Below are 23,425 nucleotides of genomic sequence, written 5' to 3' on the forward strand. Positions count from 1 at the left end.
TTTCGCGTTTATCGCGCGGCGTCGCGCGTCCAGAATCCGTTTCATCCACTCACCATTCGAAGGAAACGGACATGGACATGCGTCAACTGGGCCGCACCGGCCCGCAGGTATCGGCGATCGGACTCGGCTGCATGGGGATGTCGGATTTGTACGGGCCGGCCGATCGCGACGAAAGCATCGCGACGCTGCACGCGGCGCTCGACCACGGGATCACGCTGCTCGATACCGGCGACTTCTACGGCATGGGCGACAACGAGATGCTGATCCGCGACGCGTTGCGCGGCCGTGTGCGCGATCAGGTGCGGCTCAGCGTGAAATTCGGCGCACTGCGCGATCCGGCCGGCGGGTTTGCCGGCTACGACGCGCGGCCCGCGGCGATCCGGAACTTCGTCGCGTACTCGCTGAAGCGGCTCGGCACCGACTACCTCGACATCTACCGCCCGGCCCGCGTCGATCCGGCCGTGCCGATCGAGGAGATGGTGGGCGCGATCGCCGATCTCGTGAAGGCCGGGTACGTGCGTCATATCGGCCTGTCGGAAGCCGGCGCGGACACGATCCGCCGCGCGGCCGCCGTCGCGCCGATCGCCGATCTGCAGATCGAATACTCGTTGCTGTCGCGCGGGATCGAGGCAGAGATTCTGCCCGTATGCCGCGAGCTCGGCATCGGCGTGACGGCCTATGGCGTGCTGTCGCGCGGGTTGCTGGGCGGGCGCTGGAGCGCGGCGCGGCAGGGCGAGCGCGATTTCCGCGCGGCAAGCCCGCGCTTCCAGGGCGAGAACCTCGCGCACAACCTCGCGCTCGTCGATGCGCTGCGCGCGATCGCCGACGAGAAGGGCAGCAATCCGGCGCAGATCGCAATCGCATGGGCGCTGTCGCGCGGTGCCGACATCGTGCCGCTGGTCGGCGCGCGCAAGCGCACGCAACTGCAGGACGGTTTGCTGGCGACAGAATTGCAACTAACGGTCAATGATCTCGCTCGCATCGAAGCGGCGGTTCCCGCCGGGGCGGCTGCCGGCGAGCGCTATCCGGCCGCTCAGATGGCGCATCTCGATAGCGAGCAGGGCCGGGGGTGATTCTCGGGGCCGGATCGACCGACCCGAAAAAAACCGTCCGACGAGGGCGAGCCAGCCTCAGGCAAAACCAGATGGCGGGCGGCATGACGGGCAGGCACCATCGGCGCCGTACTCACCGGACGGAATGCGTGCCATGCAAACTCATACGCTGACGATCGTCGTGCTGGTTTTCCTGCTGGCCGGCGCGGTCAAGGGCATGATCGGACTCGGGCTGCCGACGATCGCGATGGGGCTGCTGACGCTCGCGATGCCGCCGTCGGCGGCGGCGAGCCTGCTGCTCGTGCCGTCGTTCGTCACCAACGTATGGCAGTTGGGGCTCGGCCCGTCGTTCGGCGCGTTGCTGCGCCGGCTGTGGCCGCTGCTCGCGGGCCTGACGGTCGGCACGCTGGCGGGCGGGCTGCCGGCGCTCGCGGCCGGCAGCACGTGGACGCATGCGGCGCTCGGCGTGGTCCTCGTGCTTTACGGACTGTGGGGGCTGGCGGCTGCGCGGCTGCCCGCGCCGGGCCGTCACGAAAAATGGCTGTCGGCCGTGGTCGGCTACCTGACGGGCGCCGTGACGGCCGCGACCGGCGTGTTCGTCGTACCGGCCGTGCCGTACCTGCAGGCGCTGCGGCTGTCGAAGGACGATCTGATCCAGGCGCTCGGGCTGTCGTTCACCGCGTCGACGATCGTGCTCGGCCTGCAGTTGCGCATGACGGGCGCACTGCAGACGGTCGATCTCGGCGTGTCGGCGCTCGCGCTCGTGCCCGCCCTGGCTGGAATGGCCGGCGGGCAATACGCGCGGCGCGTGATGAGCGAGAAGACGTTCAAGCGCTGTTTCTTCGTCGGGCTGATTGCGCTCGGCGCGTATATGGCGGGGTCGGGCTGGTGGTGAGCGCGCGCGTGGCCGCCGAATGATCCCGAAGCCGGTTTCGGCAACCGCCTTCGGGATCGCGGTCGCGCCGCTTACGCCGGATCGGCGTACCTCAGCGTCCATCCGACCGTGCGGGTCGCGCCCGCGCCGAGTGCGAACGGCTTCGTCGTGCAGGCGAAGTTCGAATGCAACTGCCCGATCGGCGTCGTCGACAGCGGATTCGTCGTGCCGTTTGCGGTGTCGAAGGCGGACAGCGCGCAGTTGTCGAACCCGGATGCCGCATAGCCGGTCGCGGCGCTGTTCGCGTACGTCACCGACACGCCGTCCCCGTTGGCCCGCGTCGACGCGAAATCCGCGAACGACGTGAAGTCCGTTTCGACCGCGAGGGTTCCCGCGAGCGTGCCCGAACTGAGCGTATCGCTGCGCGAGACCATGCCGTGCGCGAACGTCAGCACCGTGTGCACCTGCAGGTCGAGATCCGTCGTGTAAGCGGCGTTCTTCGACGCAAGGCGGAACTTCGTCGTATCGAAGGACACGATCACCTGGCCGTTGCTTTGCTGCACGTTCAGGTTCTTGTAGTACGTGACGGGGATGTAGGTCTTCGCGTTGTACGTCACCTGCGGGAGCAGCAGCGCATAGCCGAGGTCGGTCGTGCCGTAGATCAGCTTGTCGGAGAACGGCACCGGGTAATACGGCGTATACGAGTTGTAGTCGGGCGCCTGGCTGAGGTTCAGGTTGATCACGCGCCGGCCGTCGCGCACGGTGAGCAGCGCGGCGCTGTACGGATGCGCGGCGTCGCCCGGCTGGTTGTACCAGGTGAGCGTGTAGTGCGGCAGCGCGTCGAGCCACGCGCGGTAGTCCGCGTCGGCCATCGGCGCCTGACCGCTGAAGCCGAGCTTGTTCCACCACGCGTTCACGTACAGGTACTGGTGCAGCAGGCTGAAGTTCTCGCCCATCACGCGCGGCTTGCCGCGATACGCGTCGGTGCCGCGCCCCTTGACCCACATGTTGACCGATGGCGTCGGCAGCGACGGGTCGTACCAGTACGTGTCGAAACGACGCGCGGCCTGGTAGATGAATGCATACGCAACCTGTTTCTCGCGATCGGTCAGCACGCCGGCATTGGCCGCAGCCGTCAGTACCTCCATGAACGCGGAATCGCCGTACGGGCCGATCGAGCGGCCGTAGTTGAAGCCCTGGCCGTCGGCGTTCAGCTGCGGCAGGATCAGGTCGACCGACTTGCGCAGATAACCCTTCAGTTCCGGCGTGAGATTCGCTTCGTTGCCCATTTCGAACGTGCGCTCGACCACTTCGCCGATCAGCAACGTGCTGTAGCGGTCGAAGCGCGCCTGATCGTAGTAGGTCGTGTGGGTGTTCGATGCTTCGTCGGAGAAGCCACCCGACGAGTCGTTCCGGATGTGGTTCGTCAGCGTGTACAGCAGCGCGTCTCGCGCGCTCATCGTCGCGACCGCCGGATCGGTCTTCGACGCGAACGACGGGCTGCTCCAGCCGAGCTTCTGGCGCAGTCCGGCGATTCCGTAGGACACCGCATAGTAGTTCTGCGCGGTGTTGAGCGACGCGATGTCGATCGGCGTGCCGGCGGCCGGGCACGTCGTGGTCTTGCCGCTCGCGTCGGGGCCGAACATGTCGCAGAAGGTGAGGCGCTGCTGCAGCGTCGCGAGCATCGCATCGCTGAAGACTTCGTTGAGCATCCCGTGAGCCTTCAGGTTGTTCAGCGCGACGAGGTAGTAGTACTCGCCCCACGACGTGTTCGCATACGTGTAGTTGCTGCCCGATTGCGCCATCATCGCGGTCGTGATGGTCTGGTACGTCGCGAGGTAGCTCGCGTATTGCGGGTCGTTCTTCGACTTCATGTCGATCAGGATGTACGACAGGCCGAGCGCGAGCTTGCCGGGCAGGAATTTGTCGCCGGTATTCGTGTCGAGCACGTGGACGGGCGTGCCGTCGCCGAGATCCATCACGACCTGCGTGAAGTCGGGCGATTTCCGGATCAGATCGAACAGCGCACGCATCTGCCCCATCATCGTGAGCGGAACGTTCGTGCCGGCCGGCACGCTGGTGTCGGGCGCGCCATAGACGAGCGCCTGCAGCGAGTTCGATGCGAGCGCGGGCGGGGTGGACGGCGGGGACGACGGCGGGGGCGACGGCGGCGTATCGGTCACGTCGTTGCCGCCGCACGCGCTGACGAGCACGACGGAAAGGGCGCTGAGCGCGGCGCCGAGCGCGAATCTGCTGCGCTGATACATGGTGTCTCCGGTTTTGAATAGTGGTGAAGGACGGGCACGTGTGGCCGATGCCGCGCTCGATGCCCGTACCCGGCTTCCGCCTTGCAACCCTGATCCCTGAAGACGGACGGCCTGAATCACAAATCGAGCGGGCAAGCGTTTCCCCTGCGCGGGCCGAGACCGGCGTCGCACTTCGGTATTGGAAAACGTTTTCCAAATTTAGGCATCGATCGGCGCGATGTCAATGAACTTTCTCGTCGGAGACGCCGGTAGAAACCCGAATGGCGGGAGCGGAGGAGGCGGAATGGAATCGGGATTACACGAAATCGTCGGGATTTTTCTTGATGATCGCGTGTTCACCGCGCGCGATGAACCGGCTTGGGAGTGGCGGAAGCGCGCATCGCATGGAAAGGGGTTCTCGATGGATGACGAGAGAAAACGTTATCCATAAGAATCGAAATGCATTGAGCCGCCGCTGCCCACCGGGCGCCGCGGGCGACGCCCCCGCTTCGACGACGTTCAAAGCTGCTTTTCGATCGCCGCCTTGTCGATCACCGACCACACCTGGCGGATCTTGCCTTCGTGAAACTCGTAGAACACGTTTTCGGCGAACGTGACCTTGCGGCCGTCGACGGCGAGCCCCATGAACGTCCCTTTCGGCGAACACGCGAAGCGCAGGCGGCACGCGACGTGCGGCGGGTCGCACGCGAGCAACCGGATCTCGAAACGGAGATCGGGGATGTCGCGGAAGTCCTGTTCCAGCATCGCGCGGTAACCGGCGAGGCCGAGCGGCCGGTCGTTGTGGATCACGTCGCCGGACACGTACTCGCCGAGCGCCGCCCAGTCCTGCCGGTTCAGGCAGTCGATATACGCGCGATAACGGGTTGCGAGATCGATATCGGTCATGGCGATGTCTCCGTATGTCGATGGGGCGAGTCGAGTGCGGCGCGCGTCACCGCGGCGGCGCGTCGCCCGACAAAAACGCGACGAACTCGCGCGTGTACTTCGGCAGTGCATCGAACGACCGCGCGCAGAGCGTCAGTTTCCGATGGCTCCACGGATCGGACAGTTCGACGAGCCGCACGTCCATCGTCTGCATCGCGCGCTCGGCCGCGTGCCGCGACACGATGCCGATGCCCACGCCGCTCGCGATCACGCGGCAGATCGCGTCGAAGCTCTTCAACTGCACGCGATAGCGGATCCGTTTGCCGAGCGCGCGCGCCTGGTCGGCCAGATGCACTTGCAGCGCGCTGCCGTCGGTGAGGCCGATGAAGTCTTCGCCGGCGATGTCGTCGAACGCGACCTTGTCGCGCGACGCGAGCGGATGCGCGGCCGGCGCGACGACGATCAGCCAGTCTTCGCGGAACGGCTTCTGTTCGAGTCCGCCGAGCCCGACCGAATCGGCGACGATGCCGACCTCGGCCGTCTTGTTGCGGATCGCATGCACGATCTCCTGGCTCGAGCGCTCCTCGACGCTGATCGACAGTTTCGGGTGGTGCGGCAGGTACTCGGCCAGTGCGTCCGGCAGGTATTCGCTCAGCGACGCGGTGTTGCACAGCAGCCGGATATGGCCGCGCAGCCCCTGGCCGTATTGCTGCAGCTCGCCGCGCATGTGATCGATCTGCTGCAGCACGGTGCGTGCGTGATGTTCGAGCGCGCGGCCCGCATCGGTCGCCTGCGCGCCCGACTTGGTCCGGTGCAGCAGCGGCACGCCGAGTTCGTCCTCCATCCCGCGAATGCGTTCGCTCGCCGCCTGCAGCGTGATGTGCGTTCGTTCGGCGCCGCTCGTGATCGTGCCGGCTTCGCAGATATTGAGGAAAAGCCGCAGGTCGGTCAGGTCGAAGCGCATGATGGGCGAAGCGATGGGTGAGAGTGGTCGATAAGTTAGCAGGAACCGCCGCGCCGGTCTCAGGGGCCGCCTGAGACCCGGTTCGCCGCTTCCGCATTTTCGGGGCGCGATCGATGGTCGATGATGGACGCACATCCATCGGGGAGCCTGTCATGCAGACCGATTCGTCCTGGGGCGTGTCGTTCAAGATCGCGTTGCACCTGCTGTTCCTGTGCAGCGGCATCGCATGGGCGTGTGCCGAATTCGTCGCATGGTTACGGTGAATGGCGTGCTCGTGCCTATTGAAACATTCCAGTCATAGTTTTTAACAACGAAAATTCTTCCGTTTTTCAGCGAAAAGACCATCAAGTTTTTCCGGATCGGACCGTATTACCGGTAGCGAATGCCGGCCGGCATCCGGTCCGTGATCGTTTGTCATCATTGTTTGCATCCGGTTACACGTCGGCCGTTCCGTTTTTGAGATGCTTGAAAGATTGTCAAACCGGAGTCGGATCGTCCATGAAAACGCGCGAGATTCACCGCAAGGCGGCGTGGCTGTCGGGCCTGGCCGCCGTGCTCGTCATGGCCGGTTGTGCAAGTAACCCGTCCGTTCCGCCGAGCGACACGCTGGCGGGGCAGCCTTCCGATTCGAGCCCGCCTGCCGCGCCGTCGGCCGCCACGATGCCGCCTGCGCCGATTCTCGTCGCGCAAAAGTACGTCGTGAAACGCGGCGACACGCTGACGGGCATCGCATCCGCGAACGGTTGCAGCGTGGCCGACTTGCGCACCTGGAACAAGCTGACCGCCAACGGCAGGCTGCGCATGGGGCAGGTGCTGCGCATCGTCAGGCAGCAGCCGCTGCCGCCCGCGCGCGCGGCGGACACGCAGGCCGTGGCGGGCAATGGCGCGGTGGGTAACCAGGCCACCGCGCAGGCCAATTCGCAAGCCGCCGCGTCGACCGCGAGCGATCGCGAGGTCGTCAAGGAAACCAGGCGTCATGCGGGCCGCGTCGCGCTCAAGTGGCCCGCAACGGGCAAGATCGTCGAAGGGTTCCGGCCCGGGCAGAACCGCGGCATCCAGATCGCCGGCCGGCCGGGCGACCCGGTCCGCGCCGCAGCCGACGGCCGCGTGATGTATGCGGGCACCGGCCTGAACGATTACGGCAGCCTGATCATCGTCCAGCACAACGCCGATTTCCTGACTGCCTATGCGCACAACCGCAAGTTGCTCGTGAAGACGGGCGACATCGTGCATCAGGGCGATGCGATCGCCGAGATGGGCGATCTCGACAATTCGCGCGTCGCGCTGCTGTTCGAGGTGCGACGCGACGGCAAGCCGGTGAATCCGATGCCGTATCTGCCTTCGTTGCAAGGGTGAAGCGCGGCCGTTTCGCTGGAACGCGACGGCGGTCGCTGCTACGCTAGGGTCTGTTCATTCGAATCCCGCCTTCGCGCGGGGCCGACGGGCGTCTTTCGGGGATGCGCGGCGAATGCCGTCGCGGGCCGGCCGTCGGCGTGAGTGGTCGCGCGTCGCCGAGGCGCGGCCGCGTTGCTTCGAGCCACCGTTTCCGACAGAACAGATCGCATTCATGGAATACTCTCCGACACGCCGCTCGCTGTTGCTCGCCGCCGTTGCCGCGCCGTTCGTTGCAGCATGCACGTCCGCGCCGGTCGCCGACCAGGGGCGCGCCCACACCGCACAAGCCGAACTCGCCGCGCTCGAAAAAGCATCGAACGGGCGGCTCGGCGTCGCCGCGCTCGATACGTCGAACGGCGTGCGCATCGCGCACCATGCGCGCGAGCGCTTCCCGCTGTGCGGCACGTATGCGGTCATGGCGGCCGCCGCGATGCTCGCGCGCGGTTCGCTCGACGCATCGCTGCTGCCGCGCCGCATCCTGTACCGCCGCTATGAAATCGTGTCCGGCTCGCCGATTACGGAAAGCCACGTCGACACCGGCATGACGATCGCGCAGCTGTGCGCGGCGATGCTGCAGTCGGGCGACAAGGGCGCGGGCAACCTGCTGATGGGCGTGCTCGGCGGCCCGCAGGCCGTCACGGCGTTCGCGCGCGAAAGCGGCGACACCACCTTCCGCCTCGATCACTGGGAACCCGAACTGAACAAGGCGACGCCCGGCGACGAGCGCGACACGTCGACGCCGGTCGCAATGGTCGACACGCTGCAGCGGTTGCTGCTCGGCGACGCGCTGCGCGAGCCGCAGCGCGCGCAACTGACGGAATGGATGGTCGGCGGCGCACGCGGGGCGACCGGCATCGCGGCGGGCGTGCCGCCCGGCTGGCGCGTTGCCGACAAGGCCGGCACCGGCGGCTTCGGTACGACGACGGACATCGCGGTGCTGTGGCCGCCGTCGCGCGCACCGATCGTGATGGCCGTGTCGTTCACGCAGCCGGAGGCCGCCGCCGCCGCGCGCGCGGATGTCGTCGCAGCGGCGGCGCGCATCGCGTCAGGCGCGCTGACCGCGACGGCCTGAGCATCCAGCATCTCGCGCAAAGCCGGCGTTTGGCTTATCGTGTCGAACAGCGCGCGCCGGCGTTGGCGCGCGGCCCTTCCGCGCCGTTTTCCTCGCCGTTTCCTGTTTTCCGTTCGCCATGCGCCGACTTCCGCCCCTGCACGCGCTGCAGATCTTCTCGACGGTGGCCCGCCACCGCAGCTTCACGCGTGCGGCCGAACAGCTGTGTCTCACTCAGGGCGCCGTGAGCCGGCAGATCCAGACGCTCGAGGCGCATTACGGTTTTCCGCTGTTCAAGCGGCATGCGAAGGGCCTCACGCTGACGGCCGAGGGCGAGCAGTTGTTGCCGGTGGTCGACGAGAGCTTCGCGCGCATCGAGGACATCTCGATGAAGCTCACGCGGCAGCGCACCGATCTCGCGCTGAAGGTGCCGACCTGCGTGATCCGCTGGATGCTGCCGCGCATCATGCGCTTCCAGGGCGAGCATCCCGATCTCCACGTGCAGATTACGACCGCGTGGCAGCACGTCGTCGATTTTTCGAGCGAGCCGTTCGACGCGGCAATCGTCTACGGGACGTCGCCGGGCCCGGGCGTCGTCGCACTGCCGCTGTTCGACGAACGGCTGACGCCCGTCTGCGCACCCGAATTGCGACAAACCGCGCCGCTCGATGCGACCGGCGATCTTGCGCGCCATACGCTGCTGCATCCCACGCGCGACCATCGCGACTGGCGTGCATGGCTCGATCATGCGGGCGAGCGCCGTGTGGATCCCGCGCGCGGGCCGACGTTCGACACGCTCGATCTCGCGACGAACGCGGCGATGCAGGGGTTCGGCGTCGCGATCGGCGACGTGACGCTCGTCGATGAGGACGTCAGTGCGCGCCGGCTCGAACGGCCGTTCGACGTCGTGCTCGAGACCGGCGCGCGTTACTACTTCGTCTATCCGGAGAGCCTCGGCAGCCAGCAGAAGATCCGCGCGTTCAGCGACTGGATCGCCTGCCATCGCGACTGACCGGCGATCGCACGCGCCCGACCGCGGCGCGAAACCGCACCATGCCGCACCGGCGCCGCGCGTTACTGATACGTGACGACGGCGATCATCGGCGCCTGATCGTTGCCCGGACGGTTCGGTAAAACGATTGCGCGAGAGGCCTGGGTAAAGGTCGTGGTCTTCACGGCCCGCATGCTCGCCGCGTCGACGAACGCGATCTGTCCGGTCGCGGGGCGCGGGCAGTCGGCGCGCACGTGCGCGGGCGCGGTGCCGGTGGCGTCGAGCGCGAACGAGCACGGCGGCTCGACGATCATGCCGGTGAAGTAGATGATGCCGGACGTGCCGGCGGCAAATGAAGAGGACGTGGCCAGAAGCGAGGCAGCCAGGGCGAACGAGGCGGCGAACAGGCGATGCTTCATGACAGGCTCCAGAGAGGAAGCGCGTCGCAGCGAGGCCGCTCGAATGGCAGTCCGTCAACGCTGCGGGGCTGAATGCGTAAACGGCAACTTCATCGAACCTCTTGAATGAAAATCCGGAAATAGCGGGAATACGCAAACGACGGCGTATTCCTTCAATCAATTTATCTCAAATTTGTGCGGGCGCAAGGCAGGGTATGGCCGGAGGCGGAAGCTGGTAGAAGACCGTCGCCCGATGCCGATCTCGAACGCAAATCGCGGTGGAGTCGGCCAATCGGCGCGCTCGCGAATTTGCGGGAGCCGGCGGAAACGGTCGCTCAATCGAGCGGCCGTCCGATATCGATCTCGAGCCCGGCGTCTGCCTGTTGCTTCACGTATCTCGCAATGGCGTTTTTCGCGGGTAGCGAGGGCTGTCGTCGGGCAGGCGGCGACCGGGATCAGCGAGCGTTCGCGATCGGGGCGTGCGCGCCCCGCCCGCGAACGCCGGCCGGCCGACGCGCCGGACATCATTGATAGTCGAGCAGCACCTGGGCTGCGGCGCGCACCGAACCGCCCTTGACGGTTGCGTCGGTCTGGATGTACGACGCGCGCAGCGGAATCGACGGCGAACCGCCCGTGTTCTTGTTGTAGCCGGTCACGGGGATCGATTGCTGGAACGGCAATGGATTTCCGGTCGTGCCGTCGGCGATCTGGACGCCGACGCCGGCGGCGGTCGATCCCGGGCGCAGTTGCAGTGTGCCGGGGCTACCGCTGACGGCACCATCCAGAGGCGAAAGCTGATAGCCGATCCGGTTGTAGCCGGGCGGGCAGTTGTTCAGGCGCAGCTGGAAATCGACCGTGCCGGTGGTCGAGCCGACGCCTTTGAACGCGCTTTGCTGAACCGGCGGCAGCGTGACGGTCTGGTCGGGTACCGAGCAGGTGCCGTTGATGAAGCTGACTTTCGTGGCCAGGTAGACGAACGTTTCGTCACCCAGGAGGCCGGATCTGTAGCTGATCTGATAGTAGCTGTTGACTGCGCCCGGACTCAATGCTCCGCTTTCGGGGGCACGGCCGTCGCGGAACAGTTGAATTTCGACTGCGTTGCGCACCGTCGTCCTGAGAGACGAGGTGACCGGCGTGCCGTCGACGAGCATGCGGGTCGACAAGCCGGAGACGTTCGTCAGCAGATCCGGGCCTTTGGCGAACGACCAGATCGAACCTTTCTCGGAGAGGACGACGCCCGTGATCGTGCACGAGTCCTTTCCGCAAAATTCCTCGGGCGAGTAATACTGGCGCGCCACGATTGTGCCCGATACGGCGTTCGACGGAATCGAGACGGACGTTTGTCCGAATGCGTACAACAAGCGCGCGACCGCCGGCTCAGGTGCGAACCATGCAGCCGATGCCAATAGAATCGCAGCGGGCACGAACGCCGATCGATCGCGTCGAGTCGGTACGTCCGATCGAGAAATGTTACGCATGCTCCCTCCTTATTCGCCGCCGGCGAGTGTCGGCGCGGCTGCGCACACGCCGTCGATCGATTGAAGTCCCGACGACTTCCGTTGATGTTTGTTCACGGTCGGCAGCTCGTACGTGATCCGGCACGCCGAGCCGTCGTCCGTGCCCCATTGCACGGTCAACTCGCCTTCATGCTTGAGCCCGCGCACGAAGATCCTGCTGGCCTGGCCGACGACGCCGATCTCCTTGCCCGTCTCGTCGTACACGGCCGCGCCGAACGGCAGCGGCGCGCCGTCCGCCTGGCGCGCGTGGACGAGCGCGGCGCGGCCGTTGTCGGTCGCGAAGCGGATCAGCGGCACCGCGCCCGCGCGCGGCGCGATCTGCCGGCTCGTTTCCTTCAGATCGACATCCATCGAGATGCCCTTCGGATCGAGTGCGACCGTGTTGAGGCTGTACGGCGTCAGATACGGGACGATCGCGTAGCCGCTGCCGTCGACCCGCGCACCCGACGCGTTGGTGATGCGCGCACCGGCCGCGCCCGGCGCTTCGACGATCGCGAACGTCTCGGACACCGGCTGCGAGAATGTGATGCCGCCGCCGTGCGCGACGATCGCGCCGCGCATGCCGAGCGAGCCTTGCTGGTAATCCGCGCTTGCGCCGGCGCTGGCGCTGAACTCGGCGACTCGCGAACGATAGGCGACGTTGCCGCTGCCGTCCGTCGTCGACATGCCCGAGCCGGACGCGTGGTTCGCGCTGACGCTGTACGACAACGCGTTGTCCATGCCGGTCGAACCGGACAGCGTCGACTGCATGCGCGTGCGACCGCGCGTGTCGTACGACAGATTGCCGGTGAGCGTCGTCGGCCGAGCGCGACCGAGCGGAATCGTGACGCTCGCGTAATACAGCGTGCTCATGTCGCCGCCGATATTGCGCTGGCGGGTGGCCGACAGGTTGTACGACACGTTCCGGAAGCTGTTGGTGTAGCCGACCGTGTAATTGACGTCCGAGCCCGAACGGTTCCAGTAGTCGGCCGCCGACGCGGTCAGGTCTACGCGTCCGCCTTTCTCGCCCAGGCGCTGCGTGAGCGTGAGCGACGCGCGGTGGCGCTGACGCCACACCGATGCGCTCGACGACAGGCCGTTTCGCGCGGCGTCGCGCGCCTGCATCGCATCGTTGAGCCCGAAATAGCCGTCCGTCGAATAGCGATACGCGGCGAGCGCGATGTCGGTGCCGGTTTGCGCGACCGATTTCGCATAGCTGACGCGCATGCTCGAGCCGTTGAAGCGCCTGGCGCCGGGAATCGACGTCGTCGCATGCGTGACGTCCATGCCGATCGCGCCGAACGACGTGTTCAGCGCGCCGCCGATCATGAACGCCGCATAGCCGCCCGCAAGCGTGACGCCGCCGTACCCGGTCAGCAGATTGGTCAGCCCGCGCTGGTAGGTGGCCTGCGTGAACAAAGGCTGGCCGCCGCCCGTGCTGCGCAGCGCGCCCGCGACGAAGCTGTAGCGGCTGATGCCGGGCCGCAGCGACAGCGGCACGGCCGCGTAAGGCACCGAGAACGTGTGTACGGTGCCGTCGGCCTCGTTCACCGACACGTCGAGATCGCCGCCGTAACCGGTCGGGTACAGATCGTCGATCTCGAAATTGCCGGGCGCGACCGTCGTCTCGTAGAGCAGCACGCCGTTCTGGCGGATCGTCACCTTCGCATTGCTGTTCGCGACGCCGCGCACGACGGGCGCGTAGCCGCGCAGCGAATCGGGCAGCATCCGGTCGTCCGTCGACACGCGCACGCCGCGGAACCGGGTCGAATCGAACAGTTCGCCCGACGTGTAGCTTTCGCCGATCACGAGCTGCGACGACAGCGCCGTCAGGTCGCGCTGAAGATAGGTGGCGATGTCCTGATATTGGCGCTCGCCGCTCGACGACCACGAGTACGAGCCTTCGTGGCGCAGATGCCAGTCGCCGACGTTCACGCCGCCGCTCAGGCCGAGGTAGCCTTGCGTGCGGGCCGCCTCGCCGCTGCTTTTCGACGTGTAGACGTTGAGGTTGTAGCCGAGCAAGCCGACCGGCACGCCGGATGTCCATTGATCGGGGCTCACGTAGCCGCGCGCGCGCCGCACGAGCGCCGCCTGCGGAATGCCGAGCGTGAGCGTCTGCCGCGTGAAGTCGAAGGTCGCGCTCGCATCCGCCACGATGTCGCCGATCCGATGACAGGCTTCGCTTGCGTCGAGCCGCGCGACGGCGTCGGGCGCAAGCCGGGTCAGGTCGACGCCGGCGCGTTCCAGCAGCGCACGGTCGAAACAGGGCTGCGCGTCCGCCGTGTCGGCCACGGCTGCGAAACGCACGTCGTGCCGGCCGATCCAGTCGTTGCCCACGCGGATGTCGACGCCGTACACGCCCGGGGCCGTGATATTGCGCTGCTCGAAGCGCGTGATGTCGAAGTTCTTGCCGACGCGATTGGCAAGAAAGGCGTCGTCGAACTCGACCCGCTCGGGCTGCGAAGTCGCGGCTTGAGCGGACGCTGCCGGTTGGGCGCGACCGTCGCCGACCCACGTGGCGACGCAGCCCGTCACCAACAGCGGGATCAGTTTCATGCGCGGTAGCCGTGCCGTGCCGATTCTCAAAGGTCGATTCGAAGACATTCGCAATTCCTGGCGTTCATCGGGCCGAAGCCGTGCCGTTTTCTCCATGTCGCGCCGTGGCGCGATCGACGGTCGGCGCGCGCGGCCAGCGGCGTCTTGCGTCGGCCGACGGGGCAACCGGAGGGAAGGAAACGGAAGGGGGACGCTATCGGTCGGCGGTGCGGCCGTCCGGGCCGACGGCGTTACGGTGCGACGGACACCGGGAGTTCGATGTCGGTCGACGCGCCCCAGTCGTTGATGGCGGCGAATCCGACCGCAGCGCCGGCGGCGGGTGCCGCGACGAGATCCTTGATCGGGAAGCGCTGGGTGGCGCCCGGCAGCACATAGCCCGAGCCGGCGTCGTATTGGCGTCCTGCGGATTTCAGCATCACGCTGCCGAGATTGACGACGTAAGACGTCGGGTTCGTTGCCTGCAGCGCATAGCGGCCGCCGTCGGTGCGGGTCACGCGCCAGTCGAGCCGTGCCGGAGCGGCATTCGCATCGCCCTTCAGGCTCGCCGGGCGGTACATGATCTTGATGCGCGAGCGGAACGCAAGCTGCACCCGGTTCGGATTGTCGCCGGCCGTTGCCTTCGGCGGCACTTCGAGCACGTTCAGCCAGAACAGCGATTCCTTGTCGGCCGGCAGCGGCTGGCCGGTATGCATCACGCGCAGCGTCTGCCCGGTGCCTGGCTCCATCCTGAACATCGACGGCGTCAGCGCGAACGGCACGTCGATCTGTTCCGGCAGCGCGTTGCGATCGCCGTCGTCGATCCACGCCTGGACCAGCGCAGGCCGCTTGCCGTCGTTCGTCAGCTGGATCGTCACTTCGCGCTCGCTGGACGGAAAGACGACGCGCGTGCCGGCGATGATCACGCTGGCTTCGGCCTGGGTCGCGAGTGCTGCGGCAGCGACGGTCAGGGTGCGGAGGAGTTTCAACGGTTTCATGAGCATGCTTCGTCGTATCGTTGGGACCATGCGGCCCGTGCAACGCAATCGTTGCGCGGGCAGCAACCGAATGGCTCGGCGATAGCCGCGTAGGCGACCGCCGTTCGCCGCCCGTTATTGGTAGATCAACGAATACTCGACGCGCGAATTCACGTCGCCGGCCTTCACAGCGCCCGATGCGTAGTACTCCGTGAAATAGTCCAGTTTCGCCTTGCCGTCTGCACCGATGTCGACCGCCTGCGGCGGATTCGACGAGGAAGCCGAACCGATCATGATCTGCTTCTGCTGCGCATCCAGCACGTTGAGCTGAATGCCTTGTGCCTTGTCTTCGCCCTGGTCGAGCGTCAGGCGACCGGTGGACTGATCGACGTTCGCACCGGGTTCGAACACGACACCGACCTTCACCGGATTGCCTTCGCCGACGGTGCAGCCGCTCAGCGACAACGAGAACGGCGTGCGGCCGGCGACGGCCCCTGTCGCGGCGAGCGCATTGGTGCTGACGGGGGGAAGGTGAACGGTGAAGTTACCGCTGGATTCGCCGTCGATCTTGCACGTCGACGCGATGACCTTGCCGTCGAACGAAATGGTGCCGTCGGACGCGTGGGCCATGGTAGAGACCGTCGCGCCCGCCGCGATCAGGACGAAGGGCAGCGCACGTGCAATTTTTTTGATTTCCATCTTCAAATCTCCACAGGAATTTACGTTGAAAATCGCAGATTTGTGATTTAAAAAACCACAATCGCGTTTCGGAATGAAGTTTGAAGGTCTATGAAATCGTTGTTAATGAGACGATTACGATGTCTATTTTGAAGTTGGTAGGACGAGTACGAGAAAATGTTAAATAGGGTTGGGCGCGGCCGAAGCCGAGTGTCCTGAACTTGCTTTCCGATGGACCGGAACGGCTCCGGGAAGGAGGGGGCGGGTCGCGCGGGAAGGGAGAGCCCGGTCGTGCCCGTAACGGCTGTCGGCGATGAGGATCGTGCCGCGGCCCGCCGTGTTGCGTGATTCACGTGTTTGCCGTTGGCACGACGGACATGCGACCTCGGAAGCCGCACGTGATTCGCGTTCGACGCGAGGCAATATCCCGCCATTCGATCGCGGCGCAGTGCGCGCGCCTGCGCAAACGGGCGCCTGGGCGCGCGATCGGAACGCGCCAAGCAAAACGGCCGCTCGTGTGCGAGCGGCCGTTTTGCTTGGGGTGCCCGCTCTGGCGAGCGGCGCGTTAGGCGATCAGCCGGCGCGCTTGCGGATCGCACCCACGATCACGAGCAGCACGATCGCACCGATGATCGACGCGATCCAGCCCGCGCCCTGGCCCGGCGCATACCACCCGGCCGCGCGGCCGACGTAGCCGGCGACCAGCGAGCCGACGACGCCGAGCACGATGGTCATCAGGATGCCCATCTTGTCGTCGCCCGGCTTGAACGCGCGGGCGAGGAGGCCGACGATGAGCCCGACGACCAGGGTTTCGATGAATTGCAGCATGAACGCCTCCCTATTGCGATTGAGCTGTTGACGAAAGGAAGTTGACCCCTGCAGTGCGCAAGGGGTTCCACGCGGCGGCAAGCCGGCACGTGGCGTGCGCAGTATCGCATGTGTTCGCGTCCGGCGGATGTCACGTGGCGGACGCGTCGGCCACCGGATCGAGGCGGCGGTAGCCTTCGGTCGCCTGCAGCAGCGTGCGCGTGTAGTCGCGTGCGACCTGTCCGGCGCGCACGTCCTCGATGCGCAGCTGTTCGACGATCTCGCCGTGCCGCATCACCGCGACGCGCTGGCACAGGAAGCCGATCACCGCGAGATTGTGACTGACGAGGATCATCGTCAGGTTGCGCTCGCGATGCAGGCGGCGCAGCAGGTTCAGAATCTCGGCCTGCACCGACACGTCGAGCGCCGACGTCGGCTCGTCGAGCAGCAGCACGCGCGGCTCGACGATCAGCGCGCGCGCGATCGCCACGCGCTGGCGCTGGCCGCCCGACAACTGGTGCGGGTAGCGGAAGCGGAACGCCGGGCCGAGCCCGACCTCGGACAGCGCGCGGGCGATCCGCGCGTCGGCGTCGCCGATCGCATGGATCGACAGCGGCTCGCGCAGCGTCTGGTCGACGGTGAAGCGCGGATGCAGCGACGCGTACGGATCCTGAAACACCATCTGCACGTGGCGGCGGAACGCACGATCGGGCGTGCCGCCCACCGGGCGGCCGTCGATCGACAGGCTGCCGGACGCGAGCGGCGCGAGGCCCGTCAGCGCACGCAGCAGCGTCGACTTGCCGGAACCCGATTCGCCGACGAGCCCGAACACTTCGCCGTCGCGTACCGCGAAGCTCGCGTCGCGCACGGCGTCGACGTGACCCGTGCGGGTCGGGAAACGGATCGATGCGTGATCGACGTCGATCATCGTGGGGCCTCCTGTCGATCGGCGCGTACGGCGGCCGGCGGCGTGGGCTCGAGCCATGCCGGGTCGCGCCGCAGCACCGGCAGTTCGGCGGGCGGGTTCGCGAGCGGCGGATGCGCCGCGAGCAGCCCGCGCGTATAGGGATGAGACGCATCGCGCAGGTCGCGCGCGGCGCAGGTTTCGACCACGCGCCCCGCATACATCACCGCGACGCGGTCGCAGAACGACATCACGAGCGGCAGGTCGTGGCTGATGAACATCAGGCCGGTGCCGTGTCGCGCGATCATCGCATCGAGCACCGCGAGTACTTGCATCGACACCGCAACGTCGAGCGCGGAGGTCGGCTCGTCGGCGATCAACAGGCGCGGGCCGGTCGACACCATCATCGCGATCATCACACGCTGGCCCATGCCGCCCGACAGCTCGTGCGGATACGCATCGGCGACGCGCGCCGGGTCGCGGATCTGCACGGCCGCGAGCGCGTCGACGATCCGCTCGCGCAGCGCGCGGCCGCGCAAGCCCGGCTCGTGCAGCCGGAACGCTTCGCCCATCTGCTTCGCGACGGTCATCACCGGGTTCAGCGAATATTTCGGGTCCTGCAGGATCATGCCCATCTGGCTGCCGCATAGCCGCCTGCGTTCGCGCGGCGACATCGCGAGCAGGTCGTGGCCCGCGAAGCGCATCGTGTGCGCGGACCAGCGCGCGGCGTCGGGCAGCAGGCCGAGCAGCGCGCGGCCCGTCAGCGACTTGCCGGAGCCCGATTCGCCGACGATGCCGAGCCGTTCGCCCGGTGCGAGCGTCAGCGACAGGTCGCGCACGGCGTCGGTGACGCTGCCGTCGTGCCCGCGGAAACCGATCTTCAGCCCGTCGATCTCGCAGAGCGGCGCCGGCGCGGCGGTGGAATTCATCGGCATGTCACGCTCCATGGCGGGGATCGAAGACGTCGCGCAGCCCGTCGCCGAGCAGGTTGAACGCGAGGCTCACGAGCAGGATCGCGATGCCGGGCAGCGTCGCGACCCACCACGCGTCGAGCAGTACGTTGCGGCCCGACGCGACCATGAAACCCCATTCGGGGCTCGGCGGCTGCGCGCCGAGGCCGAGAAAGCCGAGGCCCGCGACGGTCAGGATGATGCCGGCCATGTCGAGCGTCGCGCGCACGATCACCGACGACATGCACAGCGGCATGATGTAGCGCAGCAGGATGCGCGGGCCCGACGCGCCTTGCAGCCGCGCCGCATGGATGTAGTCGGCCTGTGCGATGCGGATCGTCTCCGCGCGCGCGAGCCGCGCATACGCGGGCCATGCGGTGATCGAGATCGCGACGACCGCGTTGATCACGCCGGGGCCGAGCGCGGCCGCGAATGCGAGCGCGAGCACGATCTTCGGGAACGCCAGCGCGATGTCGGTGATGCGCATCAGCACGCTGTCGACGAAGCCGCTGCAATAGCCGGCCGTCGTGCCTATCAGCAGACCGATAGGCACGACGATCACGACGACGAGCAGCGCGATGCCGAGCGTCAGGCGCGACCCCGCGATCAGCCGCGAAAGGATGTCGCGGCCGAGCTGGTCGGTGCCGAACCAGTGCGACGGCGAGCCGGGCGGCAGCAGCCGGTCGGCCAGCACCTGGCGCAGCGGATCGTGCGGCATGATCAGCGGGCCGACGATCGCGACCGCGATCAGCGCGACCAGGATCGCGAGCCCGAACAGGTTGAGCGGATTGACCGCGAAGCGGCGCCAGCGGCGGTACGCGAGGCCGAACGCGGCCTGCGAGCGCGACGCGGGCGCATCGGAAAGAAGCCACGCGCGCAGCGTGAGACGCTCGGCATTCATGATCGGGCGGCCTTCGGGGTGGATGGGGAAAGAAGCGGGGCGGAAGCGGTCATGTCGGAGCGGCCCTCAGCGCGCACGCGGATCGAACACGCGGTACAGCGCGTCGGTCAGCAGGTTGACGGTGATGAACATCGCGCCGATCACGAGCGTCGCGCCGAGCACCGCGTTCATGTCGGCGTTCAGCAGCGCGCCGGTCAGGTACGAGCCGAGCCCCGGCCACGCGAACACGATTTCGGTCAGCACCGAGCCTTCGAGCAGGTTGCTGTACGTGAGCGCGATCACGGTGAGCAGCGGCACCGCGATGTTGCCGAACGCGTGCCGCCAGATCACGCGCCGCTCGGACAGGCCCTTCGCGCGCGCGGTGACGATGTATTCCTGGCTCAGTTGGTCGAGCATGAACGAGCGCGTCATGCGGCTCAGATACGCGACCGAGTAGTAGCCGAGGATCGCGGCCGGCAGCGCGATGTGCGACACCGCGTTGCGCAATACGTCCCACTCGCCCGCGAGCGCCGCATCGAGCAGCAGGCTGCCGGTGCGCGGGTCGACCATCCCGTCGTACACGGGATCGAGCCGGCCGGGGCCGCCGACCCAGTGCAGCCGCGCATAGAACAGCAGCAGCCCCATCAGCCCGAGCCAGAATACCGGCACCGAGTTGCCGATCAGCCCGACGAAGCGCGCGATGTGATCGATCGGCCGGTTGTGCTTCACGGCGGCCGCCACGCCGAGCGGCACGCCGATCGCGATGCCGATCAACGTCGCGATCGTCGCCAGTTCGAGCGTGGCCGGGAACACGCGCCGGATGTCGTCGAGCACCGGGTTCGCGGTCAGCAGCGACACGCCGAGGTTGCCGTGCAGTACGTCGCGCGCATAGATCAGGAATTGCGTGACGAGCGGCTTGTCGAGCCCGAGCGCGATGCGCTCGGCCGCATAGGCGTCGGCCGATGCGCGATCGCCGAGAATCGCGAGCACGGGATCGATCGGCACCTTGCGGCCGATCACGAACGTCAGCGCGAGCAGCCCCGCGAACGTGACGGCGAGCGTGAGCGCCCAGCGCAGCACGCGCAGTGCCCAGCGTACGGCCGGGCGCCGCGCGGGCAGCGTGCGCAGGGCTTCGAGGGAGGAGGCGGGAGTCGACATGCGGCGAATCTTATTGCTTCTTCAGGTTGCGGTACGACACGAGATCGTTGATCGGCCCGACTTCGAGCCCGCTCACGCCGGGCCGCGTCGCGACCTGCGCGACTTTCTCGAACATGATCACGAACGGCGAGCGCGCGAGCACTTCCTTCTGCATCGCCTGATACCGTTGCGCGCGTTTCGCGGCGGCCGGCTCGGCGAGCGCGGCGTCGGTTTCCCTCGTCAGTTGCGGGATGTCCCAGCTGTTGCGCCAGGCCAGCATTTTATAGCTCGACTTGTCGGAGTTGTCCGGATTCCACGCAAAACCTTGCGCGTTGCTGTGCGGGTCGATGTAGTCCGCCGACCATTCGCCGATGTAGATGTCGTGCTGGCGCGCGCGGTATTTCGCGAGCGTCTGCTTGTTGTCGCCGGGGATCAGCTGAACCTTGATGCCCGCCTGCGCGAAGTTCGCCTGCACGGCCTGTGCGATCTCCGTGTACGGATAATCGTTGCGCACGTCCATCGTCACCGAGAAGCCGCCGGGCACGCCGGCCTTCGCGAGCAGCGCCTTCGCCTTCGCGACGTCGAGCTTGTACGGGTTCGTGTTCAGCGTGCCGAGGAAGCCTTCGGGCAAGAAGGTCTGGTGCACCTTGTAGGTCGTCTTCACGACGTTGCTCTGGATGCCCGCATAGTCGACGAGCCATTTCAGCGCTTCCTGCACGTCGGGTTTCGCGAGCGTCGGGTTCTTCGTGTTCAGGCCGAGATACAGCAGCGTCGCCTGCGGCGATGCCGCCACCTTCGCCTTGCCGGACTTCGCCACCGACGCGAGATCGTCGGGGCTCAGGTCGCGCGCCGCGTCGACGTCGCCGTTTTCCAGCAGCAGGCGCTGGCTTGCGGCTTCGGGCACGTGGCGCAGCACGATGCGCTTCATCGCGAGCGGTAGCCGGTAGCCGTCGAAGCGTTGCAGCACGAGGCTGTCGCCGGCCGTCCACTTGACCAGCCTGTATGCGCCGGAGCCGGCTTCGTTGGTCTTCAGCCACGCGTTGCCGAAGTCGTTGCCCTGCTGGTGCGACAGCAGCAGCTTCTTGTCGAGCACCGACGCGGACCACGAGCCGAGCACGTTCAGCACGAAGGTCGGCGCGTACTTGCGGTCGGTCGTGATCGACACCGTCGCGTCGTCGAGCTTCTTCACGTTCGCGGCGACGTTCGCCTTCGTGAGGCCGATGCCGGTCAGCACGGCGGCCGGCCCCTTGTCGAGCAGCACCGCGCGCTGGATCGACCACGCGACGTCGTCGGCCGTCAGCGGGTTGCCCGAGTGGAACTTGAGGCCGGTGCGCAGCTTGAACGTGTAGGTCAGGCCGTCGGGGCTGACCGTCCACGACTGCGCGACGTCGCCGTTGAATTTCGACGGATCGCGCAGGTCGACGCGCACGAGCCGGTCGTACGTGTTCGCGACGTATTCCTCCGGCACCAGCTCGTAGATCTCGCCGGGGTCGAGCGTCGTGAATTCGTCGAGCAGCGTGGCCATCACGAACAAGTCCTTCGGCGTTTCCGCATGGGCGGCGCAAAGCGGAACGGCGGCGAATACGGACGCGGCGGCCAGCGCCGCGACGAGCCGGGATGTCGGGAATTTCATGTGCGCTCCATCGGTCGTTGAAGTCGTTGAACGTGAACGGAAAAGGGGGGCGTGCTTCGTCGTTACATCAGGCGCCACGGGCCGCTCGCCGCGTTGTCGATCTGCGGCAACGCGCGAGAGCCGGGCAGTTCGTAGTGCCACCATTCGCTGTCGATGTGCGCGAAGCCGGCCGCGTGCATCACGCCGAGCAGCAGCAGGCGGTTGCGTTGCACTTGCTCGGGCAGCCCCGCGTGAAAGTGGCCCGACGCGGCGACCATCTCGTCGAAGCCGGTGCCCATGTCGAGCGGCGCGCCGTTCGCGCCGACGAGCGTCAGGTCGAGCGCGGTGCCGCGGCTGTGATTCGAGCCGCGGCCGAGATCGGCGACGAAGTTCGGATCGGGCAGGAAATCCCACAGCACCTGCTGCGCCTGCGGCGGCCGGTAGGCGTCGTAGATGCGCAGCGTGAAGCCTGCCTGCGCGGCGACGTCGACCGCGCGGCGCAATGCGGCTTCGGCCGGCTCGAGCAGCAGACAGTGCGCGTTGCGGTAGATCGGCTTGCCGGTCAGGTTGCGCTCGGTCGCATAGACGAGATCGATATCGACGCGATGCGTGGCGGGCGTGATTTCGACGAGGCGGTGATCGTTCATCGGCAGGGTGGGCTCGCTCATGATTCGAATTGATCGAACGTGCGCTGCAGTTCGCGGTTGCGCGCGACGCGCCGGTCGATCGCGGGGCCGAGGCGGTCGACCACTGCCGTGATCAGCAGGTTGAACAGGCAGGTGAGCGGCGCGAGCGAATCCCAGAACTGGCCGACGTCGGTCTTCACCTGCAGCAGGTCGGCCGGCCATTCGCGCGCCCACGGGCACGACAGATCGGTGACCAGCGCGAACGGCTGGCCGAGCTCGGCGGCCGCCTCGCAATAGCGGCGCGCGCTGCGCGAATACGCGCGCGTATCGGTGACGACGCAGTACGGCCGCTCGAATTCGGAGTTCAGCGAATCGACGTACGAGCCCGACTGGCCGTCGGAATAGAACACGCGCGGGCGCAGGTATTCGAGGTAGCTGCTGAATGCGTTGCTGATGCCGCGCGTCGACTGGATGCCGAGGATGAACACGGCGTCGGCCTGCGCGATGCGGTCGGCGACCTGCGCGAACACCGGGCCTTCGGCCAGGCGGTACACGTGACGGATCGCGTCGAGCTCGCGCTCGAGCGACGACGCGAGCGGGCCGTCACTCCCGTTGCCGCGGTTGCGTTCGGCCGGTTGCGTGCCCGCGATGCGGCGGTATTCGTCGAGCCGGTCGGTGATCATCCACGGACGATCGCCGCCGCCGCGCAGTTCGCGCTTCAGGTCGTCGAGATTGCGGTAGCCGACGCTGCGCAGGAAGCGCCCGACCGAGATGCCGCTGGTGCCGGCCTGCTGCGCGATCTGGTCGGCCGTCTCGAGCCCGAGCCGGTCGAGGTTCGCGAGCATGTAGCTCGCGATGCGCTTGGCCGTCGGCGTCAGCTCGGCATAGCGGGATTCGACGGTACGGGCGAACGCGCAAGTCATTGGATGTTAGATCGTTGTCGTTGGTTGAACGAATGTCATCCATCTAA

21 protein-coding genes are annotated in these 23,425 nt (G+C 66.9%); 5 read left to right on the forward strand and 16 right to left on the reverse strand.

The features are described 5' to 3' along the window. The first annotated feature begins 71 nt into the window (after positions 1-71). Together WS61_RS09885 and WS61_RS09890 are read left to right on the forward strand one after the other, a co-directional pair. A complete protein-coding gene (locus tag WS61_RS09885; RefSeq protein ID WP_059500295.1) occupies positions 72-1,073 on the forward strand; it encodes an aldo/keto reductase in 1,002 nt (333 codons plus the stop codon). Between the two features lie 133 nt (positions 1,074-1,206). Further along, positions 1,207-1,947: a sulfite exporter TauE/SafE family protein gene (locus WS61_RS09890; RefSeq protein WP_059500296.1), complete on the forward strand. Its 741-nt coding sequence runs from the start codon at positions 1,207-1,209 to the stop codon at positions 1,945-1,947. A gap of 71 nt (positions 1,948-2,018) precedes the next feature. Here the strand turns inward: WS61_RS09890 and WS61_RS09895 are convergent, their stop codons facing one another. The 3 genes from WS61_RS09895 to WS61_RS09905 all read right to left on the reverse strand — a co-directional run bounded on the left by WS61_RS09895 (position 2,019) and on the right by WS61_RS09905 (position 6,021). Continuing rightward, complete coding sequence (locus WS61_RS09895; RefSeq protein ID WP_059500297.1) at positions 2,019-4,193, reverse strand: hypothetical protein; 2,175 nt, start codon at positions 4,191-4,193, stop codon at positions 2,019-2,021. A 498-nt stretch (positions 4,194-4,691) separates the two neighbouring features. Continuing rightward, complete coding sequence (locus WS61_RS09900) at positions 4,692-5,078, reverse strand: ester cyclase (RefSeq protein ID WP_059500298.1); 387 nt, start codon at positions 5,076-5,078, stop codon at positions 4,692-4,694. Positions 5,079-5,124: 46 nt separating this feature from the next. Further along, positions 5,125-6,021 carry a LysR family transcriptional regulator gene (locus WS61_RS09905; RefSeq protein WP_059500299.1) on the reverse strand — a complete coding sequence of 299 codons (897 nt, stop codon included), beginning with the start codon at positions 6,019-6,021 and terminating at the stop codon, positions 5,125-5,127. Positions 6,022-6,519: 498 nt separating this feature from the next. On the opposite strand from WS61_RS09905, the gene WS61_RS09910 reads away from it, so the two are divergent. The 3 genes from WS61_RS09910 (at position 6,520) to WS61_RS09920 (ending at position 9,479) form a co-directional block, all read left to right on the forward strand. Then, entirely contained in the window at positions 6,520-7,377 is an 858-nt protein-coding gene (locus WS61_RS09910) for a peptidoglycan DD-metalloendopeptidase family protein (protein WP_059500300.1), read from the forward strand. 211 nt (positions 7,378-7,588) lie between these two features. Further along, a complete protein-coding gene (bla, locus tag WS61_RS09915) occupies positions 7,589-8,488 on the forward strand; it encodes a class A beta-lactamase (RefSeq protein WP_059500301.1) in 900 nt (299 codons plus the stop codon). Positions 8,489-8,606: 118 nt separating this feature from the next. Beyond that, a complete protein-coding gene (locus WS61_RS09920) occupies positions 8,607-9,479 on the forward strand; it encodes a LysR substrate-binding domain-containing protein (protein ID WP_059500302.1) in 873 nt (290 codons plus the stop codon). A gap of 62 nt (positions 9,480-9,541) precedes the next feature. On the opposite strand, the gene WS61_RS09925 is transcribed toward WS61_RS09920, so the two are convergent. The 13 genes from WS61_RS09925 to sapR all read right to left on the reverse strand — a co-directional run bounded on the left by WS61_RS09925 (position 9,542) and on the right by sapR (position 23,378). Beyond that, positions 9,542-9,877, reverse strand: coding sequence for a hypothetical protein (locus WS61_RS09925; RefSeq protein ID WP_059500303.1), 336 nt, complete (start codon positions 9,875-9,877; stop codon positions 9,542-9,544). Positions 9,878-10,380: 503 nt separating this feature from the next. Then, on the reverse strand, positions 10,381-11,334 hold the full coding sequence (locus WS61_RS09930; RefSeq protein WP_257127230.1) for a fimbrial protein: 954 nt from the start codon (positions 11,332-11,334) through the stop codon (positions 10,381-10,383). A 9-nt stretch (positions 11,335-11,343) separates the two neighbouring features. Then, entirely contained in the window at positions 11,344-13,908 is a 2,565-nt protein-coding gene (locus WS61_RS09935) for a fimbria/pilus outer membrane usher protein (protein ID WP_257127231.1), read from the reverse strand. 230 nt (positions 13,909-14,138) lie between these two features. After that, positions 14,139-14,882: a molecular chaperone gene (locus WS61_RS09940; RefSeq protein WP_059500369.1), complete on the reverse strand. Its 744-nt coding sequence runs from the start codon at positions 14,880-14,882 to the stop codon at positions 14,139-14,141. A gap of 114 nt (positions 14,883-14,996) precedes the next feature. Next, a complete protein-coding gene (locus tag WS61_RS09945) occupies positions 14,997-15,560 on the reverse strand; it encodes a fimbrial protein (protein ID WP_082742103.1) in 564 nt (187 codons plus the stop codon). A 552-nt stretch (positions 15,561-16,112) separates the two neighbouring features. Continuing rightward, complete coding sequence (locus tag WS61_RS09950) at positions 16,113-16,367, reverse strand: GlsB/YeaQ/YmgE family stress response membrane protein (protein WP_059500306.1); 255 nt, start codon at positions 16,365-16,367, stop codon at positions 16,113-16,115. Positions 16,368-16,497: 130 nt separating this feature from the next. Next, positions 16,498-17,274: an ABC transporter ATP-binding protein gene (locus WS61_RS09955; RefSeq protein WP_059500307.1), complete on the reverse strand. Its 777-nt coding sequence runs from the start codon at positions 17,272-17,274 to the stop codon at positions 16,498-16,500. Next, the gene (locus WS61_RS09960; protein ID WP_059500308.1) at positions 17,271-18,185 is read right to left on the reverse strand and encodes an ABC transporter ATP-binding protein; all 915 of its coding nucleotides are present in this window, start codon (positions 18,183-18,185) and stop codon (positions 17,271-17,273) included. Before WS61_RS09960 ends, WS61_RS09955 begins: the two co-directional genes overlap by 4 nt. Position 18,186: 1 nt before the next feature. Then, positions 18,187-19,101: a nickel transporter permease gene (nikC, locus tag WS61_RS09965; RefSeq protein WP_059500309.1), complete on the reverse strand. Its 915-nt coding sequence runs from the start codon at positions 19,099-19,101 to the stop codon at positions 18,187-18,189. 66 nt (positions 19,102-19,167) lie between these two features. Beyond that, complete coding sequence (locus tag WS61_RS09970) at positions 19,168-20,238, reverse strand: ABC transporter permease (RefSeq protein ID WP_034204661.1); 1,071 nt, start codon at positions 20,236-20,238, stop codon at positions 19,168-19,170. 10 nt (positions 20,239-20,248) lie between these two features. Further along, the gene (locus WS61_RS09975) at positions 20,249-21,850 is read right to left on the reverse strand and encodes an ABC transporter substrate-binding protein (RefSeq protein WP_059500310.1); all 1,602 of its coding nucleotides are present in this window, start codon (positions 21,848-21,850) and stop codon (positions 20,249-20,251) included. Positions 21,851-21,912: 62 nt separating this feature from the next. Beyond that, positions 21,913-22,476 carry a D-alanyl-D-alanine dipeptidase gene (ddpX, locus tag WS61_RS09980; RefSeq protein ID WP_059500371.1) on the reverse strand — a complete coding sequence of 188 codons (564 nt, stop codon included), beginning with the start codon at positions 22,474-22,476 and terminating at the stop codon, positions 21,913-21,915. A 17-nt stretch (positions 22,477-22,493) separates the two neighbouring features. Beyond that, positions 22,494-23,378, reverse strand: coding sequence for a sap1 transcriptional regulator SapR (sapR, locus tag WS61_RS09985; protein ID WP_059500311.1), 885 nt, complete (start codon positions 23,376-23,378; stop codon positions 22,494-22,496). Between the last annotated feature and the right edge of the window lie 47 nt (positions 23,379-23,425).

Origin of the sequence: Burkholderia sp. ABCPW 11 (assembly GCF_001523445.1) — a bacterium.
Taxonomy (GTDB): domain Bacteria; phylum Pseudomonadota; class Gammaproteobacteria; order Burkholderiales; family Burkholderiaceae; genus Burkholderia.

What these genes read in the sequence shown, in the direction of transcription:
- WS61_RS09885 (WP_059500295.1), top strand. Translation starts at nt 72, where the DNA reads ATGGACATGCGTCAACTGGGCCGCACCGGCCCGCAGGTATCGGCGATC.
- WS61_RS09890 (WP_059500296.1), top strand. Translation starts at nt 1,207, where the DNA reads ATGCAAACTCATACGCTGACGATCGTCGTGCTGGTTTTCCTGCTGGCC.
- WS61_RS09895 (WP_059500297.1), bottom strand. Translation starts at nt 4,193, where the DNA reads ATGTATCAGCGCAGCAGATTCGCGCTCGGCGCCGCGCTCAGCGCCCTT.
- WS61_RS09900 (WP_059500298.1), bottom strand. Translation starts at nt 5,078, where the DNA reads ATGACCGATATCGATCTCGCAACCCGTTATCGCGCGTATATCGACTGC.
- WS61_RS09905 (WP_059500299.1), bottom strand. Translation starts at nt 6,021, where the DNA reads ATGCGCTTCGACCTGACCGACCTGCGGCTTTTCCTCAATATCTGCGAA.
- WS61_RS09910 (WP_059500300.1), top strand. Translation starts at nt 6,520, where the DNA reads ATGAAAACGCGCGAGATTCACCGCAAGGCGGCGTGGCTGTCGGGCCTG.
- bla (WP_059500301.1), top strand. Translation starts at nt 7,589, where the DNA reads ATGGAATACTCTCCGACACGCCGCTCGCTGTTGCTCGCCGCCGTTGCC.
- WS61_RS09920 (WP_059500302.1), top strand. Translation starts at nt 8,607, where the DNA reads ATGCGCCGACTTCCGCCCCTGCACGCGCTGCAGATCTTCTCGACGGTG.
- WS61_RS09925 (WP_059500303.1), bottom strand. Translation starts at nt 9,877, where the DNA reads ATGAAGCATCGCCTGTTCGCCGCCTCGTTCGCCCTGGCTGCCTCGCTT.
- WS61_RS09930 (WP_257127230.1), bottom strand. Translation starts at nt 11,334, where the DNA reads ATGCGTAACATTTCTCGATCGGACGTACCGACTCGACGCGATCGATCG.
- WS61_RS09935 (WP_257127231.1), bottom strand. Translation starts at nt 13,908, where the DNA reads ATGAAACTGATCCCGCTGTTGGTGACGGGCTGCGTCGCCACGTGGGTC.
- WS61_RS09940 (WP_059500369.1), bottom strand. Translation starts at nt 14,882, where the DNA reads ATGAAACCGTTGAAACTCCTCCGCACCCTGACCGTCGCTGCCGCAGCA.
- WS61_RS09945 (WP_082742103.1), bottom strand. Translation starts at nt 15,560, where the DNA reads ATGGAAATCAAAAAAATTGCACGTGCGCTGCCCTTCGTCCTGATCGCG.
- WS61_RS09950 (WP_059500306.1), bottom strand. Translation starts at nt 16,367, where the DNA reads ATGCTGCAATTCATCGAAACCCTGGTCGTCGGGCTCATCGTCGGCCTC.
- WS61_RS09955 (WP_059500307.1), bottom strand. Translation starts at nt 17,274, where the DNA reads ATGATCGACGTCGATCACGCATCGATCCGTTTCCCGACCCGCACGGGT.
- WS61_RS09960 (WP_059500308.1), bottom strand. Translation starts at nt 18,185, where the DNA reads ATGCCGATGAATTCCACCGCCGCGCCGGCGCCGCTCTGCGAGATCGAC.
- nikC (WP_059500309.1), bottom strand. Translation starts at nt 19,101, where the DNA reads ATGAATGCCGAGCGTCTCACGCTGCGCGCGTGGCTTCTTTCCGATGCG.
- WS61_RS09970 (WP_034204661.1), bottom strand. Translation starts at nt 20,238, where the DNA reads ATGTCGACTCCCGCCTCCTCCCTCGAAGCCCTGCGCACGCTGCCCGCG.
- WS61_RS09975 (WP_059500310.1), bottom strand. Translation starts at nt 21,850, where the DNA reads ATGAAATTCCCGACATCCCGGCTCGTCGCGGCGCTGGCCGCCGCGTCC.
- ddpX (WP_059500371.1), bottom strand. Translation starts at nt 22,476, where the DNA reads ATGAACGATCACCGCCTCGTCGAAATCACGCCCGCCACGCATCGCGTC.
- sapR (WP_059500311.1), bottom strand. Translation starts at nt 23,378, where the DNA reads ATGACTTGCGCGTTCGCCCGTACCGTCGAATCCCGCTATGCCGAGCTG.